This is a genomic window from Cellulosimicrobium sp. SL-1, assembly GCF_011033075.1.
Lineage (GTDB): Bacteria > Actinomycetota > Actinomycetes > Actinomycetales > Cellulomonadaceae > Cellulosimicrobium > Cellulosimicrobium funkei.
Map to the genome: position 1 here is coordinate 416,833 of NZ_JAACJC010000002.1, position 24,469 is coordinate 441,301.

General features: G+C 74.8%; 22 protein-coding genes and 1 tRNA gene. 7 read left to right on the top strand and 16 right to left on the bottom strand.

The genetic code is table 11. The annotated features are described in order from the left end of the window. Positions 1-24 precede the first annotated feature (24 nt). The 7 genes from pknB to GWJ10_RS04465 all read right to left on the bottom strand — a co-directional run bounded on the left by pknB (position 25) and on the right by GWJ10_RS04465 (position 9,648). A complete protein-coding gene (gene pknB / locus GWJ10_RS04435) occupies positions 25-2,097 on the bottom strand; it encodes a Stk1 family PASTA domain-containing Ser/Thr kinase (protein WP_076404156.1) in 2,073 nt (690 codons plus the stop codon). Positions 2,098-2,207: 110 nt separating this feature from the next. After that, a complete protein-coding gene (locus GWJ10_RS19760) occupies positions 2,208-3,890 on the bottom strand; it encodes a serine/threonine-protein kinase (RefSeq protein ID WP_163185452.1) in 1,683 nt (560 codons plus the stop codon). Beyond that, positions 3,887-5,353: a penicillin-binding protein 2 gene (locus GWJ10_RS04445; protein WP_076404155.1), complete on the bottom strand. Its 1,467-nt coding sequence runs from the start codon at positions 5,351-5,353 to the stop codon at positions 3,887-3,889. The genes GWJ10_RS19760 and GWJ10_RS04445 overlap by 4 nt, the downstream gene beginning before the upstream one ends. After that, complete coding sequence (locus GWJ10_RS04450; RefSeq protein WP_206158330.1) at positions 5,350-6,990, bottom strand: FtsW/RodA/SpoVE family cell cycle protein; 1,641 nt, start codon at positions 6,988-6,990, stop codon at positions 5,350-5,352. Before GWJ10_RS04450 ends, GWJ10_RS04445 begins: the two co-directional genes overlap by 4 nt. Further along, a complete protein-coding gene (locus tag GWJ10_RS04455; protein ID WP_061268261.1) occupies positions 6,990-8,420 on the bottom strand; it encodes a Stp1/IreP family PP2C-type Ser/Thr phosphatase in 1,431 nt (476 codons plus the stop codon). Before GWJ10_RS04455 ends, GWJ10_RS04450 begins: the two co-directional genes overlap by 1 nt. A 6-nt stretch (positions 8,421-8,426) precedes the next feature. Continuing rightward, positions 8,427-8,930, bottom strand: a complete 504-nt coding sequence (locus tag GWJ10_RS04460) for an FHA domain-containing protein (RefSeq protein WP_076404153.1) — start codon at positions 8,928-8,930, stop codon at positions 8,427-8,429. Between the two features lie 10 nt (positions 8,931-8,940). Continuing rightward, positions 8,941-9,648: a DUF3662 and FHA domain-containing protein gene (locus tag GWJ10_RS04465; protein ID WP_021480387.1), complete on the bottom strand. Its 708-nt coding sequence runs from the start codon at positions 9,646-9,648 to the stop codon at positions 8,941-8,943. Between the two features lie 401 nt (positions 9,649-10,049). Here GWJ10_RS04465 and GWJ10_RS04470 point away from each other — a divergent pair. Further along, positions 10,050-10,133 (top strand) — tRNA-Leu (locus GWJ10_RS04470). 124 nt (positions 10,134-10,257) lie between these two features. Here the strand turns inward: GWJ10_RS04470 and GWJ10_RS04475 are convergent. Continuing rightward, positions 10,258-10,707, bottom strand: a complete 450-nt coding sequence (locus tag GWJ10_RS04475) for a DUF6389 family protein (RefSeq protein ID WP_163185455.1) — start codon at positions 10,705-10,707, stop codon at positions 10,258-10,260. A 90-nt stretch (positions 10,708-10,797) separates the two neighbouring features. On the opposite strand from GWJ10_RS04475, the gene GWJ10_RS04480 reads away from it, so the two are divergent. The 3 genes from GWJ10_RS04480 to GWJ10_RS04490 are packed head-to-tail and all read left to right on the top strand — an operon-like array spanning position 10,798 to position 13,670. Further along, positions 10,798-11,172, top strand: a complete 375-nt coding sequence (locus tag GWJ10_RS04480) for a helix-turn-helix transcriptional regulator (protein WP_163185457.1) — start codon at positions 10,798-10,800, stop codon at positions 11,170-11,172. Continuing rightward, positions 11,172-12,548, top strand: a complete 1,377-nt coding sequence (locus GWJ10_RS04485) for a permease prefix domain 1-containing protein (RefSeq protein WP_163185459.1) — start codon at positions 11,172-11,174, stop codon at positions 12,546-12,548. The genes GWJ10_RS04480 and GWJ10_RS04485 overlap by 1 nt, the downstream gene beginning before the upstream one ends. Positions 12,549-12,587: 39 nt before the next feature. Further along, the gene (locus GWJ10_RS04490; protein ID WP_163185462.1) at positions 12,588-13,670 is read left to right on the top strand and encodes a squalene cyclase; all 1,083 of its coding nucleotides are present in this window, start codon (positions 12,588-12,590) and stop codon (positions 13,668-13,670) included. On the opposite strand, the gene GWJ10_RS04495 is transcribed toward GWJ10_RS04490, so the two are convergent. From GWJ10_RS04495 to GWJ10_RS04510, 4 genes are all read right to left on the bottom strand, one after another. Beyond that, entirely contained in the window at positions 13,595-14,650 is a 1,056-nt protein-coding gene (locus GWJ10_RS04495; protein WP_163185466.1) for an ABC transporter substrate-binding protein, read from the bottom strand. The two genes, GWJ10_RS04490 and GWJ10_RS04495, sit on opposite strands and share 76 nt — an antisense overlap. Before the next feature lie 91 nt (positions 14,651-14,741). Further along, on the bottom strand, positions 14,742-15,524 hold the full coding sequence (locus tag GWJ10_RS04500) for an ABC transporter ATP-binding protein (RefSeq protein WP_031315990.1): 783 nt from the start codon (positions 15,522-15,524) through the stop codon (positions 14,742-14,744). Between the two features lie 125 nt (positions 15,525-15,649). Continuing rightward, complete coding sequence (fepG, locus tag GWJ10_RS04505; protein ID WP_241005663.1) at positions 15,650-16,741, bottom strand: iron-enterobactin ABC transporter permease; 1,092 nt, start codon at positions 16,739-16,741, stop codon at positions 15,650-15,652. After that, positions 16,738-17,826, bottom strand: a complete 1,089-nt coding sequence (locus GWJ10_RS04510) for an iron chelate uptake ABC transporter family permease subunit (protein ID WP_163185475.1) — start codon at positions 17,824-17,826, stop codon at positions 16,738-16,740. The genes fepG and GWJ10_RS04510 overlap by 4 nt, the downstream gene beginning before the upstream one ends. Before the next feature lie 183 nt (positions 17,827-18,009). Between GWJ10_RS04510 and idi the strand changes: the two genes are divergently transcribed. Continuing rightward, positions 18,010-18,606 carry an isopentenyl-diphosphate Delta-isomerase gene (gene idi, locus GWJ10_RS04515; RefSeq protein WP_051027835.1) on the top strand — a complete coding sequence of 199 codons (597 nt, stop codon included), beginning with the start codon at positions 18,010-18,012 and terminating at the stop codon, positions 18,604-18,606. Positions 18,607-18,641: 35 nt separating this feature from the next. Here the strand turns inward: idi and GWJ10_RS04520 are convergent, their stop codons facing one another. From GWJ10_RS04520 to GWJ10_RS04530, 3 genes are read right to left on the bottom strand one after another with little or no spacing between them, the layout of a single operon-like run. Further along, on the bottom strand, positions 18,642-19,382 hold the full coding sequence (locus GWJ10_RS04520) for a hypothetical protein (RefSeq protein WP_085386950.1): 741 nt from the start codon (positions 19,380-19,382) through the stop codon (positions 18,642-18,644). After that, positions 19,379-20,194 (bottom strand): hypothetical protein, encoded by an 816-nt coding sequence (locus GWJ10_RS04525; protein WP_163185478.1) that lies wholly within the window; start codon positions 20,192-20,194, stop codon positions 19,379-19,381. The genes GWJ10_RS04520 and GWJ10_RS04525 overlap by 4 nt, the downstream gene beginning before the upstream one ends. Further along, positions 20,191-21,195 (bottom strand): hypothetical protein, encoded by a 1,005-nt coding sequence (locus tag GWJ10_RS04530; protein WP_163185480.1) that lies wholly within the window; start codon positions 21,193-21,195, stop codon positions 20,191-20,193. The genes GWJ10_RS04525 and GWJ10_RS04530 overlap by 4 nt, the downstream gene beginning before the upstream one ends. A gap of 194 nt (positions 21,196-21,389) precedes the next feature. Here GWJ10_RS04530 and GWJ10_RS04535 point away from each other — a divergent pair, with 194 nt between their 5' ends. Then, a complete protein-coding gene (locus GWJ10_RS04535; RefSeq protein ID WP_163185483.1) occupies positions 21,390-22,238 on the top strand; it encodes a class I SAM-dependent methyltransferase in 849 nt (282 codons plus the stop codon). Between the two features lie 30 nt (positions 22,239-22,268). Here GWJ10_RS04535 and GWJ10_RS04540 read toward each other — a convergent pair whose 3' ends face one another. Further along, the gene (locus GWJ10_RS04540) at positions 22,269-22,742 is read right to left on the bottom strand and encodes a helix-turn-helix domain-containing protein (RefSeq protein WP_009862943.1); all 474 of its coding nucleotides are present in this window, start codon (positions 22,740-22,742) and stop codon (positions 22,269-22,271) included. A 128-nt stretch (positions 22,743-22,870) separates the two neighbouring features. Between GWJ10_RS04540 and GWJ10_RS04545 the strand changes: the two genes are divergently transcribed. Then, complete coding sequence (locus GWJ10_RS04545; RefSeq protein ID WP_163185489.1) at positions 22,871-24,385, top strand: MFS transporter; 1,515 nt, start codon at positions 22,871-22,873, stop codon at positions 24,383-24,385. The last annotated feature ends 84 nt before the right edge of the window (positions 24,386-24,469 follow it).

Below are 24,469 nucleotides of genomic sequence, written 5' to 3' on the forward strand. Positions count from 1 at the left end.
CGTGGAGGGCCCGGGGGCGGTGGGTCAGCCCTCGCCGTCTCCGCCGTTGCCCCCGCCGTTCCCGTTGCCGCCGCCGTTGTTCCCGCCGCCGTTGTTCCCACCGTTCGACGGTCCGGGTCCGGTCGAGACGATGAGCGACACCTGGGTGCCGACCGGGACCTCTGCCCCGCCGCGCGGGTCGGACCCGATCACGACGCCGGCCGGCCACTGGTCGGACTCCTGCGTCTGGCGGGTGCCCACGTTGAGCTCGGCACCACCGAGCGCGTCCTTCGCCTGGTCCTCGGTCATCCCGACGAGGTTCGACGGCACCGTCGTCGTCTCCGCCGCGCGCGGGATCGCGACCTTGAGGGTCACGGTCGACCCCTGCGGGACGCTGCCCGCGTTGGGCTGCTGCGAGAGGACCTGGTTCTCCGGCTCGTCGGACTCCTCGTCGCTGCGGTCGACCTTCAGGCCGAGCGCCTCGACGGTCGACTTCGCAGCGTCGAACTGCTGGCCCGTGACGTCCGGCAGGGCGACGAGGCCGCTCGACACGAACAGGTTGACCGTCGAGCCCGCCGGCACGGACTGGCCGGCGCCGGGGTCGGTCTTCGTCACCGCGCCCTTCGGGACGTCCGGCGAGTCCTCCGTGTTGACGTCGCCGACGTTGAGCCCGGCGTCGGAGAGGTACTGCCGGGCCTCCTCCTGCGTCTTGCCCTTGAGGTCCTGGATGGTGACGGCGTCGGGACCGGCCGAGAAGAAGGCGGTGACGGTCACCCCCAGCTCCTGGGTGGTGCCGCCGGCGGGGTCGGTCCGGGTGAACGTGCCCTCGGGCTCCGTGGAGTCCTGGTCGATCGCCTGCGCGTACTCGAAGCCCGCCTCGGTGATCCTCTGCTCGGCCTCCGCGGGCGTGACGCCCGCCGACAGGGTCGGGACGGTGCCGGTCGTCGGCTCGTCCTCGCCCTGGCTGTTGATGACGATCATCGTGATGATCGCGGCGAGCGCGAGCACGCCGACGGCGATGAGCGTCCACATGAGGCCCTTGCGGCTCTTCGGCTGCTCCTCGTCCTCACCCGGTGGCTGCTCCCCCGGCGGGACGGCGGGAGCCGCGCTGGTCGCCCAAGGGTTCGCCGCCGCTGCGGCCGGGGTCATGACCTGCGTCGCGGACTCGACCATCGTCGGCTGGAGGTCGGCGGCCGCGGCGGCAGCGCCGAGGCCCGCGGCGGCGGCCGCGACGCCGAGCGCCGGAGCCGTGATCGACCCGCCGCGCACGGCGTTCTCCAGGTCGGCCCGGAACTCGGCGGCGCTCGAGTAGCGCGCCGTGCGGTCCTTCGCGAGCGCCTTGAGCGTGATGCGGTCGAGCACCTCGGGCACGTCGGGAGCGATCGCGCTCGGCGTCGCGGGCGCCTCGCGCACGTGCTGGTAGGCCACTGCGACGGGCGAGTCGCCGATGAACGGCGGGCGGCCGGTGAGCAGCTCGTAGAGCAGGCAGCCGGTCGAGTACAGGTCGGAGCGCGCGTCGACCGTCTCGCCGCGCGCCTGCTCCGGGGAGAGGTACTGCGCGGTGCCGATGACGGCCTGGGTCTGCGTCATCGTCGCGGCCGAGTCCGCCATGGCACGGGCGATGCCGAAGTCCATGACCTTCACCGCGCCCGTGGGCGTGATCATCACGTTCGCGGGCTTGATGTCGCGGTGCACGATCCCGGCGTGGTGCGAGTACTCGAGCGCGGCGAGCACGCCCGCCGTGATCTCGACCGCCTCGTCGATCGGGACGGCCTGGCCGTCGCGCAGGATGTCCCGCACGGTGTGGCCCTCGACGTACTCCATGACGATGAACGGGACGTGCACCGAGTTGCCGGTGGCGTCCGCGTGGACGTCCTCGCCGGTGTCGTAGACCGCGACGATGGCCGGGTGGTTGAGGGACGCCGCCGCCTGGGCCTCGCGGCGGAAGCGCGCGAGGAAGGTCGGGTCGCGCGCGAGGTCGGAGCGCAGGATCTTGATCGCGACGGTACGACCGAGGCGGTTGTCGTGCCCGATGTGCACCTCGGCCATGCCACCACGGCCGATGAGCTCACCGACCTGGTAGCGCCCGGCAAGCACTCGGGGAGCGTTGTCCACCACTCATTCGTCCTTCGGTGTCGTCGGAGCCGTGGGCGCGTCCGCCCACGGCACAGCTGGCGCAATCATCCCACCCGCGACCCTGCGGCCACGCGGGGAACACCACGATGTCGTCACGATGTCACCCGTCCGGGGAGCGTCTCGGCGTCCGGCACGGCGACCTCCACGGAGGTCTCGGCGCCGCGCACGGGGGCGGCGTCGCCGCCGTCGCCGTCCCGGTCCCCGAGCGTGGCGATCGTCGCGATCACCAGCACGAGCAGGAGGCCCAGGAGGGCGACGAGGGGCCAGGTCAGGCCGTTGGGCAGGCCTCCCAGGCGGCGGCCCGTCGTGGTCGACGTGCGGCGCCCCGCGGAGCGCGACGGCGCGGGTGCCGACTGCGACTGTCGTCGGGCCTCGGCGCGGGTCGCCGGGGCGACGTGCTCGGCGCGCGTCGAGCCCGCCGGACCCCCGGGCGCGCCGGCCGGGCGCGTGCCCGCGCGGGTGGGCTGCGGCCGTCGTGAGGAGCGCGTCGGACCGTGCATCTCGCGACGCGGCGGGTACGACCGCGGGGCGGCCGGGTCGTCCGCCGGGGCCGCGGGGACGGGGCGCTCCCACGGGAGGGCCGGGCCGGGCGCGGCGTCGTCCGGTGCGGGCGGCGCCGGGACGGGCTCGGCGGTCGCCGGGACCGTCCCGCCGTGCCGGCCGAGCGGGCGGACGCGGGTGGCGTCGTCGTCGGGCGGGCCGGGGGGCGTCGCGGCCGACGGCGGCGGCACGTCCGCCTGCGCGGCGTGCGCGGCGCGACGGGGCTCGGGGGCGACCCACGGGTTCGCCGGGTCCGTCGCGTGCGGGTCGCGCACCGCGGCCGGGATGACGAGCGGCGTGATGACGGGTGCCGGGTCCGGCTCGGGCGCGGGGACGTCGTCGGCGGTGGGGCGGGCCCGGCGCGCGCGGCGCGTGGGGGCGGGCGCCCCTGTGCGGGCGGACCAGGGGTCGCTCGCGAGGCGCGCGGCGATGCCCTCGAAGACGCGCGCGAGCGCGTCGGCCGGGTGGGGCCGCGCCAGCGGGTCCTTGGCGAGCATGACCATGACGAGCTCGCCGAGCTCCGGGTCGACCGACGTGGGCAGCGGCGGCACCGGCTCGTTGACGTGCGCGACCGCGATGTCCACCGGCGTGGACCCCGTGAACGGGCGGTTCCCCGCGATGGACTCGTACGCGACGATGCCCAGCGCGTAGATGTCCGAGGCGCCGGTGGCGGCCTGGCCGACGGCCTGCTCGGGCGAGAGGTACTGGGCCGTGCCCATGACCATGCCCGTCGCGGTCATCGGGACTTGGTTGGCCGCGAGCGAGACACCGAAGTCGGTGATCTTCACCGTGCCGGAGCGGTCGATGAGGATGTTCCCGGGCTTGACGTCCCGGTGCACGACGCCGGACAGGTGGGCGGCGTGCAGCGCGCGGGCGGTCTGCGCGAGGATCGGCAGGAGCCGCGCGGGCGGGAGCACTGGCTCGCGCTCCAGCAGGTCCGCCATGGGCTCGCCCACGACGAGCTCCATGACGAGGTACCCGGAGCCGTTCGTCTCGCCGTAGTCGTACATCTGCGCGATGTTGGGGTGCGAGAGCGCCGCGCTGTTGCGGGCCTCGGTGCGCAGGCGGTTGAGGAAGTCCTCGTTGCCCGCGTACTCGCTCCGCAGGACCTTGACCGCGACCTCGCGGCCGAGCGCGTCGTCGGCCGCGACCCACACCTCGCCCATGCCGCCGACGGCGATGCGCCGCACGAGGCGGTAGCGGTTGCCGAGCGTCAGCCCCCGGACCGGCTTCATCCGTTCAACACCGCCTCCATGACGGCGCGGGCGATCGGCGCGGCGATCGCGCCGCCCGTCGCCTCGTTGCCCATCGAGCCGCCGTTCTCGACGATGACCGCGACCGCGACCTGCGGGTCGTCGGCCGGGGCGAAGCTCGTGAACCACGCGTGCGGCGCGGCCTCGCCGCCCGTCTCGGCGGTGCCCGTCTTGCCCGCGACCTGCACGCCCGGGATCTGCGCCGCCTTGCCCGAGCCGTTCTGCACGACGCCCACCATCATCTGGGTGAGCTGCTCGGCCGTCGACGGCGAGACCGAGGTGCGCAGACGGCGCGGCTCGGACTGCCGGACGACGTCGAGGTCGGGGTTGCGGATCGTCTCGACGGTGTACGGGGCCATCTGCACGCCGTCGTTCGCGATCGCGGCGGCGACCATCGCCATCTGGAGCGGCGTGACCTTGACCTCGCCCTGGCCGATGCCGGCGCGCGCGATCCCGGCGGCGTCCGCGCCCGGCGTGCCCTCGGCGGGGAAGCGGCTCGGCGTGACGTCCATGGGGATCTCGAGCGAGGCGTCGAAGCCGAAGTCCTCGGCCTGGTCGCGCATCGCGTCCTCGCCGAGGGTCATGGCCAGGTCGCCGAACGCGGTGTTGCACGAGATGCGCAGCGCGTCCGCGAGGGTCATCTCGCCCGTGGGCGAGCAGCGTGTGCCGCCGAAGTTCTTCATCGTCTGGGTCGACTGGGGGTACGGCAGCTCGTCCGGGGCCGGGATCACGGTCTCGGGCGTGTACTGCCCGCTCTCGAGGGCCGCGGCGGAGGTGACGATCTTGAACGTCGAGCCCGGCGGGTACGTGTTGCCGCGGATGGCCCGGTTCGACATCGGGTTGCCCTCGGCGTTGAGCAGCTCCTGGTAGCGCTGGCGCGCGAGGGCGGTGTCGTGCGTCGCGAGCTCGTTCGGGTCGTAGCTCGGCTTCGACACGAGCGCGAGGACGCGGCCCGTCTTCGGCTCGATCGCGACGACGGCGCCGCGCTGGTCACCCAGCGCGTCCCACGCGGCCTGCTGGGCCGCCGGGTCGATCGTCAGCTCGACGGACGCGCCCTGCGGCTGCTGCCCCGTGAACAGCGCGCTCAGGCGGTCGAGCCACAGCGAGCTCGCCTCGCCGTTGAGGTAGTCGTTCTCCTTGTCCTCGATCTCCGTGCGCCCGTTGGTGAGCGACAGGAAGCCGGAGACGGGCGCGTAGAGCGGGCCGTTGGAGTACTGCCGCTGGAAGCCGAACGCGTCGTCCACCGGCGTCGAGGACGCGATGGCGTCGCCCGCGACGACGATCGGGCCGCGGAACTTGTTGTACTCGCGGTAGATCGTGCGGGCGTTGCGCGAGTCGTTGTTGAGCGAGTCGGCCTGGACGAACTGGATGTACGTCGTCGACACCATGAGCGCGAGGAACATCACGAGGACGACGGTCGCGACGCGACGCAGGGGGACGTTCACCGGGCTCCTCCCCAGGGGTCACGGTCGGTCTCGGCGCCTGCGTCCGGGCGCTGCACGACCTCGGTCCGCAGGTCGTCCGGGTGGTCGGGTACCTCCCCGGCTCGCCCGACGGCGGGCTGGACGCCCGTCGTCGCGCGCGCGGGGCCCGTGGACGTACCGGGGACGGCGGGCGCGCCGACCGTGGTGGGGGCGTCGTCGGGCAGGGCGCCCACGGCCGCGCCGCCACCCACGACCGCGACCGGGTCGGAGTCGGTGCGGCTGCGCGCGCCGCCGGGCGCGACCTGCCCGCGCACGGGCAGGGAGGAGGGACGCCGGGCGTCGTCCGAGATGCGCAGGAGCAGCCCGACGACGAGCCAGTTCGCGAGGAGCGACGACCCGCCCTGGGCGACGAACGGCATGGTCAGGCCGGTGAGCGGGATGATCCGCGTGATCCCGCCGACCACGACGAAGAGCTGCCACGCCATGACGAACGCGAGGCCGCCCGCGAGCAGCTTGCCGAACCCGTCGCGCACGCCGATCGCGGTGCGCAGGCCGCGCTCCACGAGGACGAGGTACGCGAGCAGGATGCCGATGAGACCCGTGAGCCCGAGCTCCTCGCCGAGCGACGCGTAGATGAAGTCGGAGAACGCGTACGGGACCGTTCGGGGGTAGCCGGCGCCCCAGCCCGTGCCGAAGAGGCCGCCGTTGCCGAGCGAGAACAGGCCGCCCACGAGCTGGCCCGAGCCACCCGGGCTGCGGCCGAAGATCTCCGGGTCGAACGGGTGCAGCCACACGTCGATGCGCGCCTGCACGTGCCCGAACGTCGACGCCGCGAGCACCGCGCCGACCGCGATGAGGAGCAGACCGATGACGACCCAGCTCACGCGCTCGGTCGCGATGTAGAGCATCGCGACGAACAGGCCGAAGAACAGGAGCGAGGTCCCGAGGTCGCGCTCGAACACGAGGATCGCGAGCGAGACGAGCCAGACGATGATGATCGGCCCGAGGTCGCGCAGGCGGGGGAGCTGGAGGCCGAGCACACGGGGGCCGGCGAGCGCGAGCGTGTCGCGGTTCGTCACGAGGTACCCCGCGAAGAAGATCGCGAACGCGACCTTCGCGAACTCGGCCGGCTGGAGCGAGAAGCCGAACAGGTTGATCCAGATCTGGGCGCCGTTGATGCGGGTGCCCAGGCCCGGGACGAGCGGTAGCGCGACGAGCACGATGCCCGCGATCATCGCGGTGTACGTGTAGCGGCGCAGGGTGCGGTGGTCGCGCAGGAACCAGACGACGGCGAACGCGCAGAGGATGCCCAGCGCGGTCCACTGGAGCTGGCGGGGCGCGAGGTCCTGCTCGCCGCCCGTGACCTGCGAGCCCAGGTCGAGGCGGAAGATCATGGCGAGGCCGATGCCGTTGAGCGCGACGGCGATCGGCAGGATCACCGGGTCCGCGTACGGCGCCTTGAACCGCAGCAGCACGTGCGCGGCGCCCGCGAGCACCACCGTGCCGATGCTGTACACGTAGAAGCGGCCCGGGAGCTCGCCCGTGAGCTGCAGACCCACGAGCGCGTACGCCCCGATGCCCAGCGCGAGCGCGAGGACGAGCAGACCGAGCTCCGCGCCCCGGCCGGGGCGCACCTCGGTGGTCTCCACCGTGGCCATCAGGCCCCCGAGCCGGCGCCGTCGGTGGGCGCGGGGGTCACGGCCGGCGCGTCGGCCTCTGGGGTCCCCGTCGTCGCGTCGTCGGGGGTCCCGCCCGTGGTCCCGTCCGTCGAGCCGTCGGTCGCGGGGGTCTCGGTGGTGTCCTCCGCGGCCTCGGCCACCAGCCGCTCGGCGCGGGCGCGGGCGTCCTCGAGCGACTCCGCGGGGATCGTGGTCTCCAGGCGGTCGACGACGTAGCCCGGCAGGTCGTCGACGCGCGTCCCGGTGAGCTCGATCGGGGTCGACAGCGTGACCGGGCCCGCGTTCTCGGGGATGCCGCGGAACACCGCGACCTGGCCGTCGGCGACGCCCACGTAGTACTGCGACTGCGTCCAGCGGTAGCCCGCCCAGCCCGCGACGCCCAGGCCCGCGACCACGAGAAGGATGGCGACCACGGTGACCCAGCGCCGGGGCGCGCGACCGGGACGCACGTCGTCCTCGTCGTCGCCGGAGCCCTCGGGGGTGGTGCGACCCTCCGCGCCGTCCTCGTCCGCCGCGTCGGCGTCCGGGTCCTCGGCCGGGGCGGTCGCCTTCGTGCTCGCCATGAGCGCGGCCGCGCGGGCCGCCGGGCCGTCCGCGGCCGACGTCGGGGCGTCGCGGTCGATCGCCGCGGACCCGACGACCTGCGCGCCCGTGCCGGGGGCCCCGCCGTCGGGCAGGGCGTCGACGTCCACGACGTCCGCGACGACGACCGTCACGTTGTCCGTGCTGCCCGCGCGCAGCGCGAGCTGGAGCAGGTGGTCGGCGCACGCGTCGACGTCGTCCGTGTCGGCGAGCGTCTGCGCGATGGTCTCCTGGCTGACGAACCCGGACAGGCCGTCCGAGCACAGGAGCCAGCGGTCGCCCGGCTTCGCCTCGCGCACGGACATGTCCGGCGTGAGGTCGATGTCGAAGTCGCCCAGCACGCGCATGACGACGTTGCGCTGGGGGTGGGTCTCCGCCTCGTCCGCCGAGATGCGCCCCGTGTCGACGAGGTGCTGGACGAACGTGTGGTCGGTCGTGACCTGGTTCAGCTCGCCGTCGCGCAGCAGGTAGGCGCGCGAGTCGCCGAGGTGCGCCATGGCGAGCTTGTTGCCGGCGCGCAGGATCGCGGTGACGGTGGTGCCCATGCCGACCAGCTCCGGGTCGGTCACGCTGCGGTCCACGAGGTCCTGGCGGGCGTGGTCGATCGAGCGCTCGAGCTCGGCCAGCGCGTCGTCCGGGCCGTGCGACTCGCCGTCGAGCGGGGCGAGCGCGGCGATCGCGATGGAGGACGCGACGTCGCCCCCCGCGTGTCCGCCCATGCCGTCCGCGACGACGAGCAGGTGCGGGCCCGCGTAGCCGGAGTCCTGGTTGTTGGAGCGCACGAGCCCGACGTCGGAGCGCGCGGCGTAGCGCAGGGCGATGTTCACTGCGGGCTACCTCTGCAGCTCGACGACGGACTGACCGATCCGCACCCGCGTCCCCAGGCCCAGGGGGGTGACCTGGGCGATCCGCTGGTCCTCGACGTAGGTGCCGTTCGTGGAGCCCAGGTCCTCGACGAACCAGGACCCGTGCTGCGGGAAGATGCGGGCGTGGCGCGACGACGAGTAGTCGTCGTCGAGGACGAGCGTGCAGCTCGGCGCGCGGCCGATGAGGATCGACGACGTCGTGAGCGGGATCGTCGTCCCGGTCAGCGGGCCGGCGGTGACGACGAGCCGCGACGGGCCCGCGGGCGCGGCGGGTCGCGACGGCTCCGGGGCGGCGGGGGTGGGGCCCGACGTCGGGCGGGCGGCCGGGGCGGGGGCGCCCTTCTTGCCGCGGCGCGGCGTGATCTTCGTGCCGTACAGGTCCCGACGCAGCACCCCGATCGCGGAGAGCACGAACACCCAGAGCAGCACCAGGTAGCCCAGCCGGAGCAGGGTGAACGTGAGATCGGTCATGCGGGCCGGATCACCACTCCTCGTTGTCGGACGCGCCGGTCCAGAACATGATGCGGGTCCGGCCGATCGTCAGGGAGTTCCCGTCGAGCAGCGTCGCGGCGGGCACCTGGTGGCCCTCGACGAACAGCCCGTTCGTGGAGCCGAGGTCGGTCGCGATCACACCCTCCGGGGTCACGCGGATCTCCAGGTGGCGCCGCGAGACGCCCGGGTCGTCGACGACGATGTCGGCTTCCGAGCCGCGGCCGATCACCGTGACCGGGCCGGTGAGCAGGTAGCGCTGCCCGTCGATGTCGACGAGCGGGTGGCGCGTGCTCGGGGACGCCGTCGTGGCGGGGGCGACGTTGCCGCGCACGCTCGCCGAGCGGAGCTGGAAGCGGCCGACGTCGAGCGTGTCGTTCTGCTCGAAGCTCACGCTCACGGGGCCGACGAACGCGTAGTGCTGCGACGCGGCGTACTGGGTGACGTTCGACGCCAGCTCGTCGGCGAGCGTCTCCGCGCCCCACCCCTCGACCTGGCCGAAGTCGTCCACCGACAGCTCGATGGTGAACTCGTTGGGCACGACCGTGCGCTCGCGGTCGACGACGGCGGCGCGGTCGTCGACCTCGCGCCGCAGCGCGCTCGCGAGCTCGACGGGCTTGACCTCGCTGCGCCCGACCTTGGCGAAGGCGTTGTTCACGACGCGCTCGACGCCCTTCTCGAAGCGGTCCAGGACTCCCATGCCACCTCCTCCCTCGTGCTCGCTCGTGCCGCGGCTCACGCCGCGCGGATCTCGTCTGCTCTGCCGGCACCCTTCCCCGGTGGCCCCCCGCGCACCCGCGTCCGGGCAGACTACCTAGATCGTATCGATCGCGTCGGACCAGCAGGCCCGTTTCGTCGGACGATTACCGGACGGATGTGGCGCTTTCGTGGCGGAGCGTGTGAACGTCGGGCGTCCGCTCCCCCGCCGAGCACGAGGTTGCTGTCGTCTCGCCGCTCTTCCCGGGAGCGACGACGTGCTCGAGGGCGACGAAGGTCGTGGTCGGCGACGGGGCCACGCCGCGGTGCGTCCGGGTGGCGGGCGTCACGCAGGACGGCGCGGTGCCGGTCGGTCGCCCGCGCCGTGCTAGTCTTCTGCGGCACGCGCGAGTGGCGGAATAGGCAGACGCGCACGGTTCAGGTCCGTGTGCCCGAAAGGGCGTGGGGGTTCAACTCCCCCCTCGCGCACGTGACGAGGTCCCGGTCAGGTCGTCCCTGACCGGGACTTTCGCATTCCCCGGCTCGTGCTCTTCCTCCGGGCTGCGCCTCCGGGTGTCGCCCCCGGCGACCACGCGTGGCCTGGCTCCCGCGCTTATGGCGCGAGCGCGCGCGGCACGGAGGTGCCGTGGCCGTCGTGCCCCTCCACCACGCCCGGCACGCGCGACCTGCCGCGCGCTGCGGCGTCCCACACCTCCACGACCCAGTCGGCGGCGGTGTCGACGACGACGTCGCGCGCGTCGTACGGGGCCCGGCCGGGTGCGACGAGCGGCACGCCCGGGACGGGGCCGTCCTCGCCGTGCACGACCTCGAACAGCGCGCGGTGCGGCGCGATCGCGCGGTCGAGCACGGCGGCGTCGGGGCCGTCGAGCGACACGACGACGTCGAACGTGCCCTCGCCGTCCTGGTCGGGGAAGACCGTGACGACGATCTCCTCCGCGCGGTCCGGGAGCGCGTCGACGACGGCGCGCAGGCGGCGCACGGCCTCCGGCGTCGCGGCGTCGAGGTGGGCTCGCACGAGGCGGGCGTGGGTCGCGGCGTCCATCGCGCCACGGTAGCGCCGGGCACGCCCGCCGATGCCAACCCTAGATCTGCTAGGGTCATAACCCCTAGAACAACTAGGCATAGGAGCGCTATGCGTATCGACAAGGACCTCGTGGCCGCCTCGGCCACCCCGCTCGTGCTCGGGATCCTCGCCGACGGCGAGTCCTACGGCTACGCGATCCTCAAGCGTGTGGACGAGCTCTCGGGCGGCCGGATGCAGTGGACCGACGGCATGCTCTACCCGCTGCTGCACCGGCTGGAGCGCCTCGGGCTCGTCGAGGCCTCGTGGGGCACGTCCGACGTCGGCCGGCGCCGCAAGCACTACGCGATCACGGCCGCGGGGCGCGAGGCGCTCGTCGAGCGCCAGGCCCAGTGGGACGTCGTCGCGCACGCGCTCCAGCAGGTGTGGCGCTCCGCCCAGGACGGGCTGCAGAGCCCGCCGCGCGGCGCGGAGGGGTGGGCCTGATGGGCGCCGCGACCGCGCCGGCCGGCGCCGCCAGCCCCGGCCCGCACGCCGCGCTCGAGGCGCAGATCGACCAGTGGCGCGGGTACGTCCGGCGCCGGGAGGCGATCTCCGCCGCGGACGTCGACGAGATGGAGGACCACCTGCGCGAGCGGGTCGAGGATCTGCGCGCGACGGGCCTCGACGACGACGAGGCCTTCCTCGTCGCCGTCAAGCGCATGGGCACGCTCGACGACCTGTCGCGCGAGTTCGCGCAGGAGCACTCCGAGCGCCTGTGGAAGCAGCTCGTCCTCGTGGGCCAGCAGCCCGGCCGCACCCGCTCGTGGCGCGAGCTCACGGTCGTGCTCGGGCTCGCCGTCGCGGTGGGCGTCACGGTCAAGGTGGCGACCGTGCTCCTGCCCTGGGAGACGGTCGGCCTCAACGTCGGGCTCCTCGTGCTGCCGTTCCTCACGGCCTACCTCGCGTGGAAGCGCCAGGTGACGCTGCGCGTCGTCGGCGCGCTCGTCGTGCCGTTCGCCGTGCTGGGCGTCGTCCTCAACGTGTACCCGTTCGCGCCCACGGACGCGACGTTCGTCCTCGCGGCGCTCGCCGCCCCGGTGACGCTGTGGTCCGTCGTCGGGCTCGCCTACGTGGGCGGGCGGTGGCGCTCGGACGCGCGTCGCATGGACTTCGTGCGGTTCACGGGCGAGCTCGCCGTGTACTACACGCTCATCGCGCTCGGGGGCGGGGTGCTGCTCGGCCTGACGACCGGGGTCTTCTCGCTCGCCGGCGTCGACCTCGAGCCCTACCTCGACAGCTGGATCCTCACCCTGTGCGTCCCGGCGGCGCTCATCGTGGCCGCGTGGCTCGTCGAGGCCAAGCAGAACGTCGTCGAGAACATCGCGCCCGTGCTCACGCGCGTGTTCACGCCGCTGACGCTCGTCATGCTCCTCGCCGCGTTCGTCGTCCTCGCGACGGCGGGGAACCTCGCGGCGGTCGACCGCGAGCTGCTCATCCTCATGGACGCGATCCTCGTGCTCGTCCTGTGCCTGCTCCTCTACTCCGTCTCGGCACGCGACCCGCTCGCGCCCGGGTCGTTCTTCGACGGGCTCCTGGTGGTCCTCGTCGGCGCGGCGCTCGCCGTCGACGCCGTCGCGCTCACCGCGATGCTCACGCGCATCGCCGAGTTCGGCGTGAGCCCCAACAAGGCGGCGGCGCTCGGGCTCAACCTCCTGCTGCTCGTCCACCTCGCGTGGTCGGCCGTGCTCGCGACGGCGTTCCTCCGCGGGCGCCGGCCGTTCGCCGACCTCGTCGCGTGGCAGACGCGCTTCCTGCCCGTCTACGCGGCGTGGGCGGCGGTCGTCGCCCTCGTGTTCCCGCCCGTGTTCGGCTTCGTCTGACCGACGGCGGTCGGCTGTCCCCGGGCGTAGCGTGACGGGATGGCCGACCGACCGTCCGGCGGGCCGGTCGACGACGACGTCGTCGGCTGGCTCCTCGACGCCGACCCGGCGCTGCGCTGGCAGGTGGAGCGCGACGTCGTGCACGCCCCGCCCTCCGTGTGGCGGGCGACGCGGGCGCGCGTCGCGACGGAGGGCTTCGGCGCCCGGCTCCTCGCGCTCCAGGACCCCGACGGGCAGTGGGCGGGCGGCGCGTACTTCCCCGCGGACGTCGGCGGGGACGGCGCGGCCGCGCCGGACGCCGAGGGCAGGCCTGAGGAGGGCCAGCCCTGGACCGCGACCACCTGGTCGCTCGTCGCGCTGCGCGAGTGGGGTCTCGACCCCGAGGTGCTCCGCGCGCGCCGCACGCCCGAGCTGCTGGCCGAGCACTGCCGCTGGGAATACGACGACCTGCCCTTCTGGGGCGGCGAGGTCGACTGGTGCATCAACGGGTACACGCTCGCCGCGGGCGCGTGGCTCGGCGTCGACGTGACGGGGCTGCTCCGCACCGTCCTCGACGGGCGGCTGCCCGACGGCGGGTGGAACTGCGCGTGGGTCGAGGGCGCGACCGTGTCGTCGTACCACTCGACGCTCAACGCGCTCAAGGGCCTCCTCGCCTACCAGGAGCACGCCGGGGCCACGGACGAGCTGCGCGCCGCGCGCCGCGCCGGCGAGGAGTACCTGCTCCGCCGCGGCCTGTTCCGCCGGCTCGGCACCGGCGAGCCCGTCGGGGACTGGGCGTTCCGCCTCGCCTACCCGTTCCGCTGGTACTACAGCGTGCTCAACGCGCTGGTCTACCTGCGCGCCGCGTCGCTGCTCGACGGCACGCCGCCGGAGCCGCGCGCGGCGGACGCGGTCGAGCACGTCCGCCGCGCGCGGCGCCCGGACGGCACCTGGCTCCAGGGCCGGCGCCACCCGGGCCGCGTGTGGTTCGAGGTCGACGCCCCCGCGGGCGAGCCGTCACGCTGGCTCACGTACCACGCGACCGTCGTCCTCGACTGGTGGGACGGTCAGGACGCAGGCGGCCCCGAGACGACCTCGGCGCCGTCGAGCACCGCGATGAGCTCGTCGAACCACTCGACGTAGCTCGCCCACGTGAACGGGCGCTTGTCGTCCCAGCCGACGACCTGCCCCGCCTGGACCGCCGGCAGGCCCGCGTAGACGGGGTTCGCCGCCATGGCCTCGTCGGAGCCGGTGTAGCTGAGCACGACGTCCGCCGGGTAGTCCGGCACGCGCTCCCAGCTGAGCTCCGCCCAGGCCTGCTGGTCCTGCGGGCCACCGATCGTGAAGCCCAGCTCCTCCAGCAGCGCGAGCTGGCCCAGGGTCCGCTGCCCGACCCACAGCTCCTCGGCCCCGTTGAGCGGCAGGATCGTCAGCGGCTTCTCCGCCGCGATCGCCCGCAGGGTGTCGAGGCGCTCGTCGAACGCGGCGCGCGCCTCCGCGACCTCCGGGGTGTCCGCGTCACCGCCGAGCGCCTCCGCGAGCGACGCGTAGTCCTCGATCACCTCGACGACGGGGCGGCCGGAGAACTTCATCCCGACGAACGGCGCGACGGCGGTGGCCTCCTCGGTGATCTTCTCGTCCCACCACCGCCACGCCGTGCCGTCCTCCGTGCCGAACCCGATCACGAGGTCGGGGTCGAGCGCGAGCAGCTTCTCCAGGTTGAGCTCGGCGTCGGTGCCGACGACCTCCATCTCGTCGACCCGGGCGTTGCCGATCGACAGCGCCCCGGTGTCCGAGAAGCCGTACCCGAACACGCCGTCGGGCCGCACGCCGTAGTCCCACAGCGCGGCGGCCGAGTAGCCGTCGACGACGAGGCGGTCCGGCGCCTCGTCGAGCTCGTACGTCGTGCCGTGGCCCGAGGACGTCCACGACCAGCCGTCGGCGCTCGCGGACGGCTGGCCGCCCCCGGCGCCGTCGGAGCCCGCGTCGGTGCCCGGGGAGCACGCCGCGACGACGGCCGTGAGACCGAGCGCGAGCGTGGCCGCCGCGACCGCGCGCGCGGGCCGGCGCCGTGGACGGGACGCGCCGGGCAGGGTGGACGAGGGACGGGTCGTGCGGGTCATGCGGTGCTCCTCCGACGAGGCGGTGCGGGCGAGCGCAGGACGGTGGGGGGCCGGTCGGGCGGGGTGGTCCGACCGGGAGAACGGGGCCGCGTCAGGCGCGGCGGGGCCGGCCCTCGGGCACGACGAGCGGGGTGCCCGTCACGGGGTCGGCGATGATGCGGCACGGGAGGCCGAACACGTCCTCCACGAGCTCGGCCGTGACGACCTCGCCCGGCGCGCCCTCGGCGACGATCGCGCCGTCCTTCATGGCGATGAGGTGGGTCGCGTAGCGGCACGCGTGGTTGAGGTCGTGCAGGACGGCGACGAGCGTGTGCCCGCGGTCCCGGTTGAGGTCGGCGCACAGCTCGAGCAGCTCGATCTGGTGGGCGATGTCGAGGAACGTCGTCGGCTCGTCGAGCAGGAGGAGGGGCGTCTCCTGCGCGAGGACCATCGCGACCCACACGCGCTGGCGCTGACCGCCGGACAGCTCGTCGACGAGGCGGCCCGACAGGTCGGTCGTGCCGGTCGCGGCGAGCGCGGCGACCACGGCCGCCTCGTCCTCGCGCGACCACTGGCGCAGGAGCTTCTGGTGGGGGTAGCGCCCGCGCGCGACGAGGTCCGCGACGGTGATCCCCTCGGGCGCGATCGACGACTGCGGCAGGAGGCCGAGGCGGCGCGCGACCTCCTTCGCGGGGATGGACGAGATGGAGCGGCCGTCGAGCACGACCTCGCCCTGCGACGGCTTGAGGAGGCGCGACAGGGCTCGCAGCAGCGTCGACTTGCCGCACGCGTTCGGCCCGACGATCACCGTGAACGAGCCGTCGGGGATCGTCACGTCGAGCCCCGAGGAGATGACGCGGTCGTCGTAGCCGACGGTGATGCCGTCGGCGTGCAGGCGGTCGGTCGAGGGGGCCGCGGGGCGGTCGGCGGAGCCGGGCGCGGCGGGCGCGGCCGCGTCGTGCGGGGCGTCCGCGAGCTGGGTGGGTGCCACCGGGGTCCTTCCGGTCTGCGGGGTCGGGGTCACTTGCGGGCCTCGCGGACGAGGAGCCAGACGAGGTAGGCGCCGCCGACGCTCACGGTGACGACGCCGACGGGGAGCTGGGTCGGGGCGAACGCGCGTTGCGCGACGAGGTCGCTCGCGGCGAGGAGCACCGCGCCCATGCACGCGGCGGGCAGGATGCGTACGCCCGCGCTGCCCGTGAGGCGGCGCGCGAGCTGCGGCGCGGCGAGCGCGACGAACGCGATCGGGCCGGCCGCGGCGGTGACGAGCGCGGTGAGCGCGACGCCGAGGACGACGAGCGCGAGCCGCACCCGCTCGCTGCGCAGGCCCAGGGCGGCCGCGGCGTCGTCCCCGAGCTCGAGCAGGCCCATGCGCGGGGCGAGCCACACGAGCGGCAGGGCCAGGAGCGCGGCGAGCACGCACGCGGGGACCGCCTGCGCCCACGTCATGCCGTTGAGCGACCCCGCGCCCCACACGGCGGCGGCCATCGCCGTCTCGAGGTCGGCCTTGACGATGAGCCACTGGTTGGCGGAGGCGAGCATCGCGGACACCGCGATGCCGACGATGATGAGGCGGAACCCCTGCACGCCGCGCCGGTAGGCGAGGACGTACACGACCCCGGCGGTGACGATCCCGCCGACGAGCGCGCCCGCCGCGACGCCGACGTACCCGCCGCCGAGCAGCATGATGACGACGAGCGCCCCGGTGTACGCGCCCGTGTTGAAGCCGATGACGTCGGGGCTGCCGAGCGGGTTGCGCGTGAGCGACTGGAAGATGGCGCCGCTCGCGCCGAGCGCCGCGCCGAGCACGAGCGCCATGAGCGCGCGCGGGAGGCGCCACTCGACGACGACCAGGTGCACCGGGCCGTCGGCCGCGCCGACGAGCGCCTGGAGCACCTGCGGCACGGTGAGCGGGTAGTCGCCGGTGGTGAGCGCGACCACGCCGACGGCCAGCGCGACGAGCAGGAGCGCCCCGCACACCGCGAGCGTGCGCAGGTCGAGCCGCAGGCTCACGCCCCGGCCGCGCACGACGCGCGTCGGGCGGCCGAAGTCGACGCGCCGGTCCGGACCGGGCGCCCCGGCCGGGAGACGGTCCTGCACCGGGGCGCTCACAGCCCGCTCGCCTTCGAGCGGCGCACGAGCGCGATGAGGACCGGGGCACCGACGAACGCCGTGACGATCCCGACCTGGAGCTCGCCCGGCATGACGACGACCCGGCCGACGACGTCGGACACGAGCAGCAGGACGGGCGCGAGCACCGCCGAGTACGGGAGGATCCAGCGCTGGTCCGGGCCGACCGTCCACCGCGCGACGTGCGGCACCATGAGGCCGACGAACGCGATGGGCCCGGCCGCGGCCGTCGCCGCGCCGCACAGGAGCATGACCGCGACGCCGACGAGCACGCGCGTGCGCCCGACGTGCGCGCCGAGCGAGCTCGCGAGGTCGTCGCCGAGCGCGACGGTGTTGAGCGGGCGCGCGACGACGAGCGCGATGACGAGCCCGATCACGACGAACGGGGCGATCGTCCCCGCCATCTCCATCGTGCGGCCCGCGAGCGAGCCGGCGCCCCAGAAGCGCATGCGGTCGAACGCCGCCGGGTCGAGCAGGGTGATGCCCTGCGAGACGCCGCCGAGCACCGCGCCCAGCGCGACGCCCGCGAGGGTGAGCCGCACGGGCGTCGCTCCCCCGCGGCCCTGCGACCCGATGGCGTACACCGCGACGGTCGCGACGACGGCGCCCGCGAACGCGAACCAGATGAACGACCCGATGTCGGTGAGCCCGAGGAACGCGACGGCGAGCACGACGGCGAACGCGGCGCCCGCGTTGACCCCGAGGATGCCCGGGTCGGCCAGGGGGTTGCGCGTCATGGCCTGGATGAGGGCGCCCGAGACGCCGAGCGCGGTGCCGACGAGCAGCCCGACGACCGTTCGCGGGAGGCGCAGGTCGCGGATGATCACGTGGTCGCCCGAGCCGTCGTAGCCGGTGAGGGCGTCCCAGACCGTGCCGAGCGGGACCGGCTTCGAGCCCACGACGAGGCTCAGCACGACCGCGAGCACGAGGACCGCGAGGGCGACGACGAGCCCGAGGCTGCGCCCCGCGTTCGTGCGGGCGACCCCGGCCGGGCGGTCGGCGGGGTCGGCCGGTGCCGTGCCGCCGGGGACGTCGGCCGTCGTGGCGGCGGTCGCGGGCGAGGTCATGGTGCTCGGATCTGCTCGGGGGCGCTCGGCCCGGCGGGTCAACACGAGTGAGGTTACCCTCACCTTAATTCACGCCCCGAAGGGTCCGGCAAGATCGTCCACGAACCCGGTGGAGTGACCCCGCTCACCGTCAGTGCCGGAGGGGGTTGCCGGTCCGCGAGCGGCGTGTGCGAGAGTGGCCGCATGACCTCGCACGTCCCCGTCGCCGCCGACCACGTCGTCACCGTCGACGACCAGGGTCGCCGGACCGGCACCTTCGAGCGCGCCGCGGTCCACACGACCGAGACGCCCCTGCACCTCGCCTTCTCCTGCTACGTGCTCGACGACGCGGGCCGCCTGCTCCTCACGCGGCGCGCCCTCGCGAAGCGCACGTGGCCCGGCGTGTGGACCAACTCGTTCTGCGGGCACCCGCGCTGGACGGAGTCGACCGAGGAGTCGATCCTCCGCCACGCGCGGCACGAGCTCGGGCTCGAGATCGCGGACCTGGAGGTCGCCGTCCCCGGGTTCCGCTACCGGGCCGTCGACGCGTCGGGCGTCGTGGAGAACGAGATCTGCCCCGTCTACGCCGCCCGTGCGGCGGGCCCGGTCGAGGCGAACCCCGACGAGGTGATGGAGCTCGCCTGGGCGGACCCGCGGGACGTCGCGCGCGGGGTCGCCGCCACGCCGTGGGCGTTCAGCCCGTGGATGGTGCTCCAGGTCGGGGCGCTGGGCGGCGCGAGCACGGCCGGCGACGGCCCGACGGCGCCCCTCGCCGCGGCCTTCGGGCCCGCCTCCGCCTGACCGCGCCCGGCCCGCGACCGGGCAGGAGCGAGGATTCAGACGCGCCGGAGCTGCGCGCGGCGGAACCGCTCGGGGATGCCCAGGTGGTCGGCGTCCTCGGCGGTCGAGCGCAGCCGCCGCGGCGGGAGCGCGTGCGGGAGGACCGCGTCGGCGCCGGGGACCCGCGCGTCGTGCATCGCGGCGGCGAGCGCGTGCACCAGGGGCGCCTGCCGGGACGGCCGCCGCGTCGAGAAGACCCACAGGTCGAAGCCGGGGGCGGTCGCGAGGTCGACGGGCTGGCCCTGCGCCCACGCGTGCCGCGCGACGACCGGCGACACCGCCAGGAACGTGACCGGCCGGCGCGACCAGAGCACCGTGCGGGACGCGCCGCTCACGCCGCGGTCGGCCATGAGGAGCCCGATCGTGCGCTGGTTGCCCACGACGGCGGACACCGTGCGGGGGTCGATCCCCGACCACGGGATGACCGTCGGGCGCAGGAACGGCGCGAACGAGCCCACGACGATGCCGCCGTCGAGCACGAGCAGCTTCTCCGAGCCCAGGAACCACAGCAGGACGCCGAGCACGGCGGCGACGGCCACGAGCAGGACGGCCGCGGCGACGACCTCGCCGTCGGCCAGGCTGGCGACCGGCGCGAGCAGCACGAGCACGAGGACCACGGCCCACGCGGGGCCGTTCGGCGTCGCGGCCTCGACGTGCCGCAGGCGGCCGAGGCGCGACGCGTCGGCCCAGTGGCGCACCTTGCGCGTCGCGCGGTCGCCGGTCGGCGCGGCCGTCATCGGCCGAGCAGCTCGGCGGGGAGGCGGCGCAGCGTCGCCGGCCCGACCTCCGACAGCTCGAGCGTGACGGGCGCGCCGTCGGCGTCGTGCTCGCCGCCGCGCACGAGGTACACGCCGTCCGGCGTCGCGTAGACGCTCACCCGGACGAGGGTGTCCGAGCCTGCGCGCACCGCGCCGAGCACCGTGACGGCGACCGCTCCGGAGAGCTCGGGCGACGTGCGGGCCTCCGCGGCGAACTGCTCGGTCGTGAAGGTGCGGGCGCGGCCGTCGAGCACGGCCTTCGCCGCGGGGTCGAGGAACACCGCGAGGCGCCCCGCGAGCTCGGCGAGCGGGTAGACGCTGAAGGAGTGGTGGCCGCTCGGCCCGACCTCCTCCTCGAGCACCCGGTCGTCGTCGTGCAGGTAGACGTACACCCAGTGCTTGCCGAGCGCAGTCGTGCGGTCCGCGGAGAGGATGGCCGACGCCGTACGCCGCAGCACGAGCGGGCCCGTCACCTCGGGGACCGCGTCGATCCCGACCTGCGGCTCGCCGCCCGGCCCGGGCGGGCGCTCCTCGTCGGACGGCACCACGAGACCCCGCGCGAGCAGCGACCGCAGGGCTACGCGCCCCACGAGCGTGCGGTCCGCGCCCTCCTGCGCGTCGAGCCAGGGCAGCGGGACGAGCTGCGGGTTCTGGAGCCCGTCGAGGATCGCGACCTCCTCGTCCGTGAGCGTGACGACGTGCGTCACCTCGCCGGGCGCCGTGCGCGCGAGCGTCTGCTCGGCGGCCGCGATGTCGGCCGCGGACCACTGCATGGTCGGCTGCTGGGTCACGAGAAGAGGCCTCCGATGAAGTCGCCGGCGGCGGAGAGCCCGTCGCCGATCGCGTCACCGACGTCGGACGCGACGTCGCCGATGGTATCGGCCGCGTCCCCGACGAGGCTCGTGACGTCGTTCCAGCCGTCCGCGAGGTACGGGCCCGGGTCCGAGAAGAACCCCGTGATCGAGTCCCAGTTGTCGTAGACGAGGTTGCCGAGCGCCCAGACGCCCGCGACGGCCGCCGCGCCCGCGACGACCGCGATGCCGACCGGGTTGGTGAGGAGCCCCGCCGCGATCGCCATGGTGCCCGCGCCGCCGATCACGGACAGGACGCCCATGCCCCGGTCGACGCCGCCGCGCACGCCGTCGTACTGGGTGTTGACGATCTGGTTGATGCCGCCGACCACGCCGGCCGCGCCGCCCGCGAAGCCCATGAACCGGGAGAACGTCGTGGCCCGCCCGAGCACGCTCAGCGCGTCCCCGACCGCCATCCCGCGCGTGAGCTGCAGGGCGCTCGCGGCCGCGGGCGACAGCGCCGCGAGCCGGCTCGCGGCGAGGAAGCCGCGCGCGGCGAGGAACGTGCGGTACGCGATCCACGCGCCGCTCCCGGCGCCCCACGCGGACAGCGCGGTGTCGCCGACGTCCCAGATCGAGCCGTCGAGCGGGTCGCCCGCGCCGGGAGGGCCGCCGCCGGGGCCGGTCGGCACGCCGGGCCCGGGGACGCCCGGGGACGGGATGGACCCGCCCTCGGTGCTCGTCGCGAACTGCTGGTCCGCGTGGCGCAGGACGGCCTGCGACGCCTCGGAGAGCGTCTGGCTCACGCCGCGCAGCAGCGCGACGGACGTGCCGGTCCACTCGCTGCGGAACTGGTCGGCGTCGCCGCCCTGCCAGCGGCCCGCCGCCTCCACGAGGCCGCTGACCTCGGACGTCGTGCTCACGAGCTGGTCGGAGGCGGACCGCAGCGACTGCGCGAGCCTCCGCAGCTCGTTGACGTCCGCGCCCCACATACCGCTCACGTCGTCCCCGTCCCCTCGTCGGTCGTCCGGCCCGCCGGCACCCGGTGTCCGGGACGCGCGAGGCGGGCACCGGGAGGCTACCGTGCGCGCCGTCGTCCGGGCGATGGGGAGTCCTCCCCGTCGGGTCGTGGCGCGCCCGCGCCCGCGCACCGCTCGCGTTCGGCTCCGGCGCCCGGGCGGGTGACAATCGACCCATGCCTGACGCGGTACCCGACACCCCCGCCACCCCCGACCGCGCGAGCGAGGCGCCGGTGCCCGCCCGGGACGCCTCGTTCGAGGAGCACGTCGCGTGGGCCCGCGCGGTCCCGGTCGTCGGTGTCGACCTCTCCCCCGTGGCGGGCCGCGTCGTCGAGGACCCGCTGCCGTGGGACTACGTCGCGCTCGCGCGCGAGCTCGTCGCGAGCGGGCGCGGGCCGGTGCTCGACCTCGGCACGGGCGGCGGCGAGCTCCTCTCCACGCTCGGCCCGTTCCCCGCGGGCTCCGCGGCGACCGAGGGCTGGGCCCCGAACCTGCCGGTGGCCCGACGGCGGCTCGAGCCCCTCGGCGTCGAGGTGCGGCCCGTGGAGGGCGACGACGAGCAGCTCCTGCCGTTCTTCGACGGCCAGTTCGCGGTCGTCCTCGACCGGCACGAGGAGTTCGACCCGGACGAGGTGCTCCGCGTGCTGGAGCCGGGCGGCGTGTTCCTCACGCAGCAGGCCGACTCGCGCGACGGCGTGCGCCTGAGCACCGCGCTCGGCGCCGAGCCGGCGTGGGACCCGGACTCGGTCACGCTCGACGCCGCGGTCGAGGTGCTCCGCGAGGCCGGGTTCGTGGTCGACGCCGCGCGCGAGCACGAGGGTCTGCGCCGGTTCCGCGACCTGTCCGCCCTGCTCTGGTACCTGCGGCTCATGGCCTGGCAGGTGCCCGAGCTCGCGTCGCTCTCGTCCGAGGCGGTCGCGCGCTACGAGGCACCGCTGCGCGCCCTGCACCTGCACCTCGCCGCGGGCCACGAGTTCGTCGACGAGGCGCCGCGCTTCCTCGTCGTCGCGCGCAAGCCCTTCTGACGCCCGCGCCGCCCCGCCGCGCGGACCGGGTCACAGGTCCCGGAGCTCCGCCTCGCGCTCGTCGTAGGCGCTGCGGGCCGCCGCGATGCGCTCCTGGTGCGCCTCGGTCCAGACGACGAGCGCCTTGGTCGTCGCGTGGAGCGAGCGCCCCATCTCGGTGAGCGCGTAGTCGACGCGCGGCGGGACGGTCGGGTAGACCGTGCGCTCGACGATGCCGTCGCGCTCGAGCTGACGCAGCGTGCGCGACAGCATGCGCTGGCTGATCCCGTCGATCTCGCGCTTCAGCTCGGTGAAGCGCATGACGCGCCGGTCGAGCAGCGCGATGGCGAGCAGCGACCACTTGTCGGCGATGCGGTCGAGGATCTGCCGCACCTCGCAGTCCTCGCGGGCGTCCCACTGCCAGACGTCGGCGTCGCTCTCCCAGCGTGACGGCGGTCGCGGGTCGCACACCTCCTCCGTCGCGGCGTGGTCGGCCGCGCCTGCCGGTCGAGGGCGCGCCGCCACGGTATCCGCGGTGATACCAGGTGGGCGTGATGTGCCGTCTTCCATGCCTCCTGATCCTGACCCACGATGGGTTCGGTATCAAGAGGTAACCGGGTGCCGAAGGGTGCTCACGACGACAGGGGACGTCCATGGGCGACGGGACGACGAGCCGCAGCGGTGCGAGCATCCGGGAGGCCGGCCGCGAGGCCGCGCGGGAGGCCGCGCGGTTCAGCCTCCGGGACTGGGGTCTTCTCCTCGTGCTGTGCGGGGCGATCTTCCTCGAGGGCAGCGACATCGCGATGCTCTCCGTCGCGCTCCCGGGCATCCGCGCCGACCTCGGCCTCGCGACCGGCGAGCTCGGCGGGGTCGTGACCGCCTACGTCGTCGGGTACGGCGGGTTCATGCTCCTCGGCGGACGCGCGGCCGACCTCTACGGCCGACGCCGCATGTTCGTCGTCTGGCTGCTCGTCTTCCTCGTGTTCTCCGGGCTCGGCGGGTTCGCGACCGACGGCTGGATGCTCCTCCTGTCGCGCTTCGTCACGGGCGTGGCGGCCGGCTTCCTCACGCCCGCCGGGATGTCGCTCATCACGACGTCGTTCGCGGAGGGGCCGCGCCGCAACCGCGCGCTCGTCGTCTACGGGGCCGCGGGGGCCGCGGGCTTCTCGCTCGGGCTCGTCGTCGGCGGTCTCCTGGCGGCGGTCCACTGGCGGTGGGTCTTCTTCGCCCCGGTGCTCGTCGCCGTCGTGCTGCTCGCGCTCGCCCTGGTCACGGTCCCGCGCGACACGACGACGCGCGTCCGCGGCGCGCTCGACGTCCTCGGTGCCGTGCTGGCGACGACCGCCATGGTCCTGCTCGCCGTCGGCATCGTGCGGCTCGAGCACCCGGGCGACGGGCTCGCGTGGACGGTCGCCGCGCTCGGGGGCGGTGCGGCGCTGCTGGCGGGGTTCGTCGTGCGGCAGCGACGTGCCCCGCACCCGTTGCTGCCGCTGCGGCTCTTCCGGTCGGTCGAGCTCGTGCGGGCGAACGTCACGGCCGTGCTCTTCGCGGGCGGGTTCTACGGCTTCCAGGTGCTCCTCACGCTGTACCTCCAGGAGCTGCGCGGCTGGACGCCGTTCCAGACCGGGCTCGCGATGCTCCTCATGGCGATCGACGTCGTGCTGGCGCCCGTCCTCACGCCGCGCCTCGTGGAGCGGTTCGGGGTGCCGCGCGTCATCGTCGGGGGCCTGGTCGCCGGCACGCTCGCCGCGGCGTGGTTCCTCGGGTCGGGGCTCGACTGGGCGTACGCCGTCATGGTCCCGTCGCTGGCGCTCGTCGGGGTCGCGTTCGCGCTGGTCTACGGGCCGATCGCCATCGCGGCGACGACGGGTGTGACCGACGCCGAGCAGGGCGTCGCGGGCGGGGTGCTCAACACGTCGTTCCAGCTCGGTGCGGCGATCGGCATCTCGGCCGCGACGGCGGTCAGCGTCCTCGCCCTCGGGGACGCGACGGGACCGGACGCGGGCCTCGCCGCCTTCCACACCGCGCTGTGGGTCCCCGTCGCGGCGTTCGCCCTCGCGGCCGTGGCGATGGGGGCACCGCGCCGCCGGGCCGCCGTCGGGCCGGCCGGTCCCGCCGTCGAGTCCTCGACCACGGAGACCGCACGACCGGCCCCCGCCACCCGCTGAGTGCATGAAACAGTCGCGTCCTGGCGTCCCGGACGCGACTGTTTCACGCACTCAGCGTCGGGGTGCGGGCAGCAAGAAGCCCGC

Coding starts and splice junctions, on each gene's coding strand:
- GWJ10_RS19760 (WP_163185452.1), bottom strand. CDS start 3,890: ATGAAGCCGGTCCGGGGGCTGACGCTCGGCAACCGCTACCGCCTCGTG.
- GWJ10_RS04450 (WP_206158330.1), bottom strand. CDS start 6,990: ATGGCCACGGTGGAGACCACCGAGGTGCGCCCCGGCCGGGGCGCGGAG.
- GWJ10_RS04460 (WP_076404153.1), bottom strand. CDS start 8,930: ATGACCGATCTCACGTTCACCCTGCTCCGGCTGGGCTACCTGGTGCTG.
- GWJ10_RS04465 (WP_021480387.1), bottom strand. CDS start 9,648: ATGGGAGTCCTGGACCGCTTCGAGAAGGGCGTCGAGCGCGTCGTGAAC.
- GWJ10_RS04475 (WP_163185455.1), bottom strand. CDS start 10,707: ATGGACGCCGCGACCCACGCCCGCCTCGTGCGAGCCCACCTCGACGCC.
- GWJ10_RS04480 (WP_163185457.1), top strand. CDS start 10,798: ATGCGTATCGACAAGGACCTCGTGGCCGCCTCGGCCACCCCGCTCGTG.
- GWJ10_RS04485 (WP_163185459.1), top strand. CDS start 11,172: ATGGGCGCCGCGACCGCGCCGGCCGGCGCCGCCAGCCCCGGCCCGCAC.
- GWJ10_RS04490 (WP_163185462.1), top strand. CDS start 12,588: ATGGCCGACCGACCGTCCGGCGGGCCGGTCGACGACGACGTCGTCGGC.
- GWJ10_RS04495 (WP_163185466.1), bottom strand. CDS start 14,650: ATGACCCGCACGACCCGTCCCTCGTCCACCCTGCCCGGCGCGTCCCGT.
- GWJ10_RS04510 (WP_163185475.1), bottom strand. CDS start 17,826: ATGACCTCGCCCGCGACCGCCGCCACGACGGCCGACGTCCCCGGCGGC.
- idi (WP_051027835.1), top strand. CDS start 18,010: ATGACCTCGCACGTCCCCGTCGCCGCCGACCACGTCGTCACCGTCGAC.
- GWJ10_RS04520 (WP_085386950.1), bottom strand. CDS start 19,382: ATGACGGCCGCGCCGACCGGCGACCGCGCGACGCGCAAGGTGCGCCAC.
- GWJ10_RS04535 (WP_163185483.1), top strand. CDS start 21,390: ATGCCTGACGCGGTACCCGACACCCCCGCCACCCCCGACCGCGCGAGC.
- GWJ10_RS04545 (WP_163185489.1), top strand. CDS start 22,871: ATGGGCGACGGGACGACGAGCCGCAGCGGTGCGAGCATCCGGGAGGCC.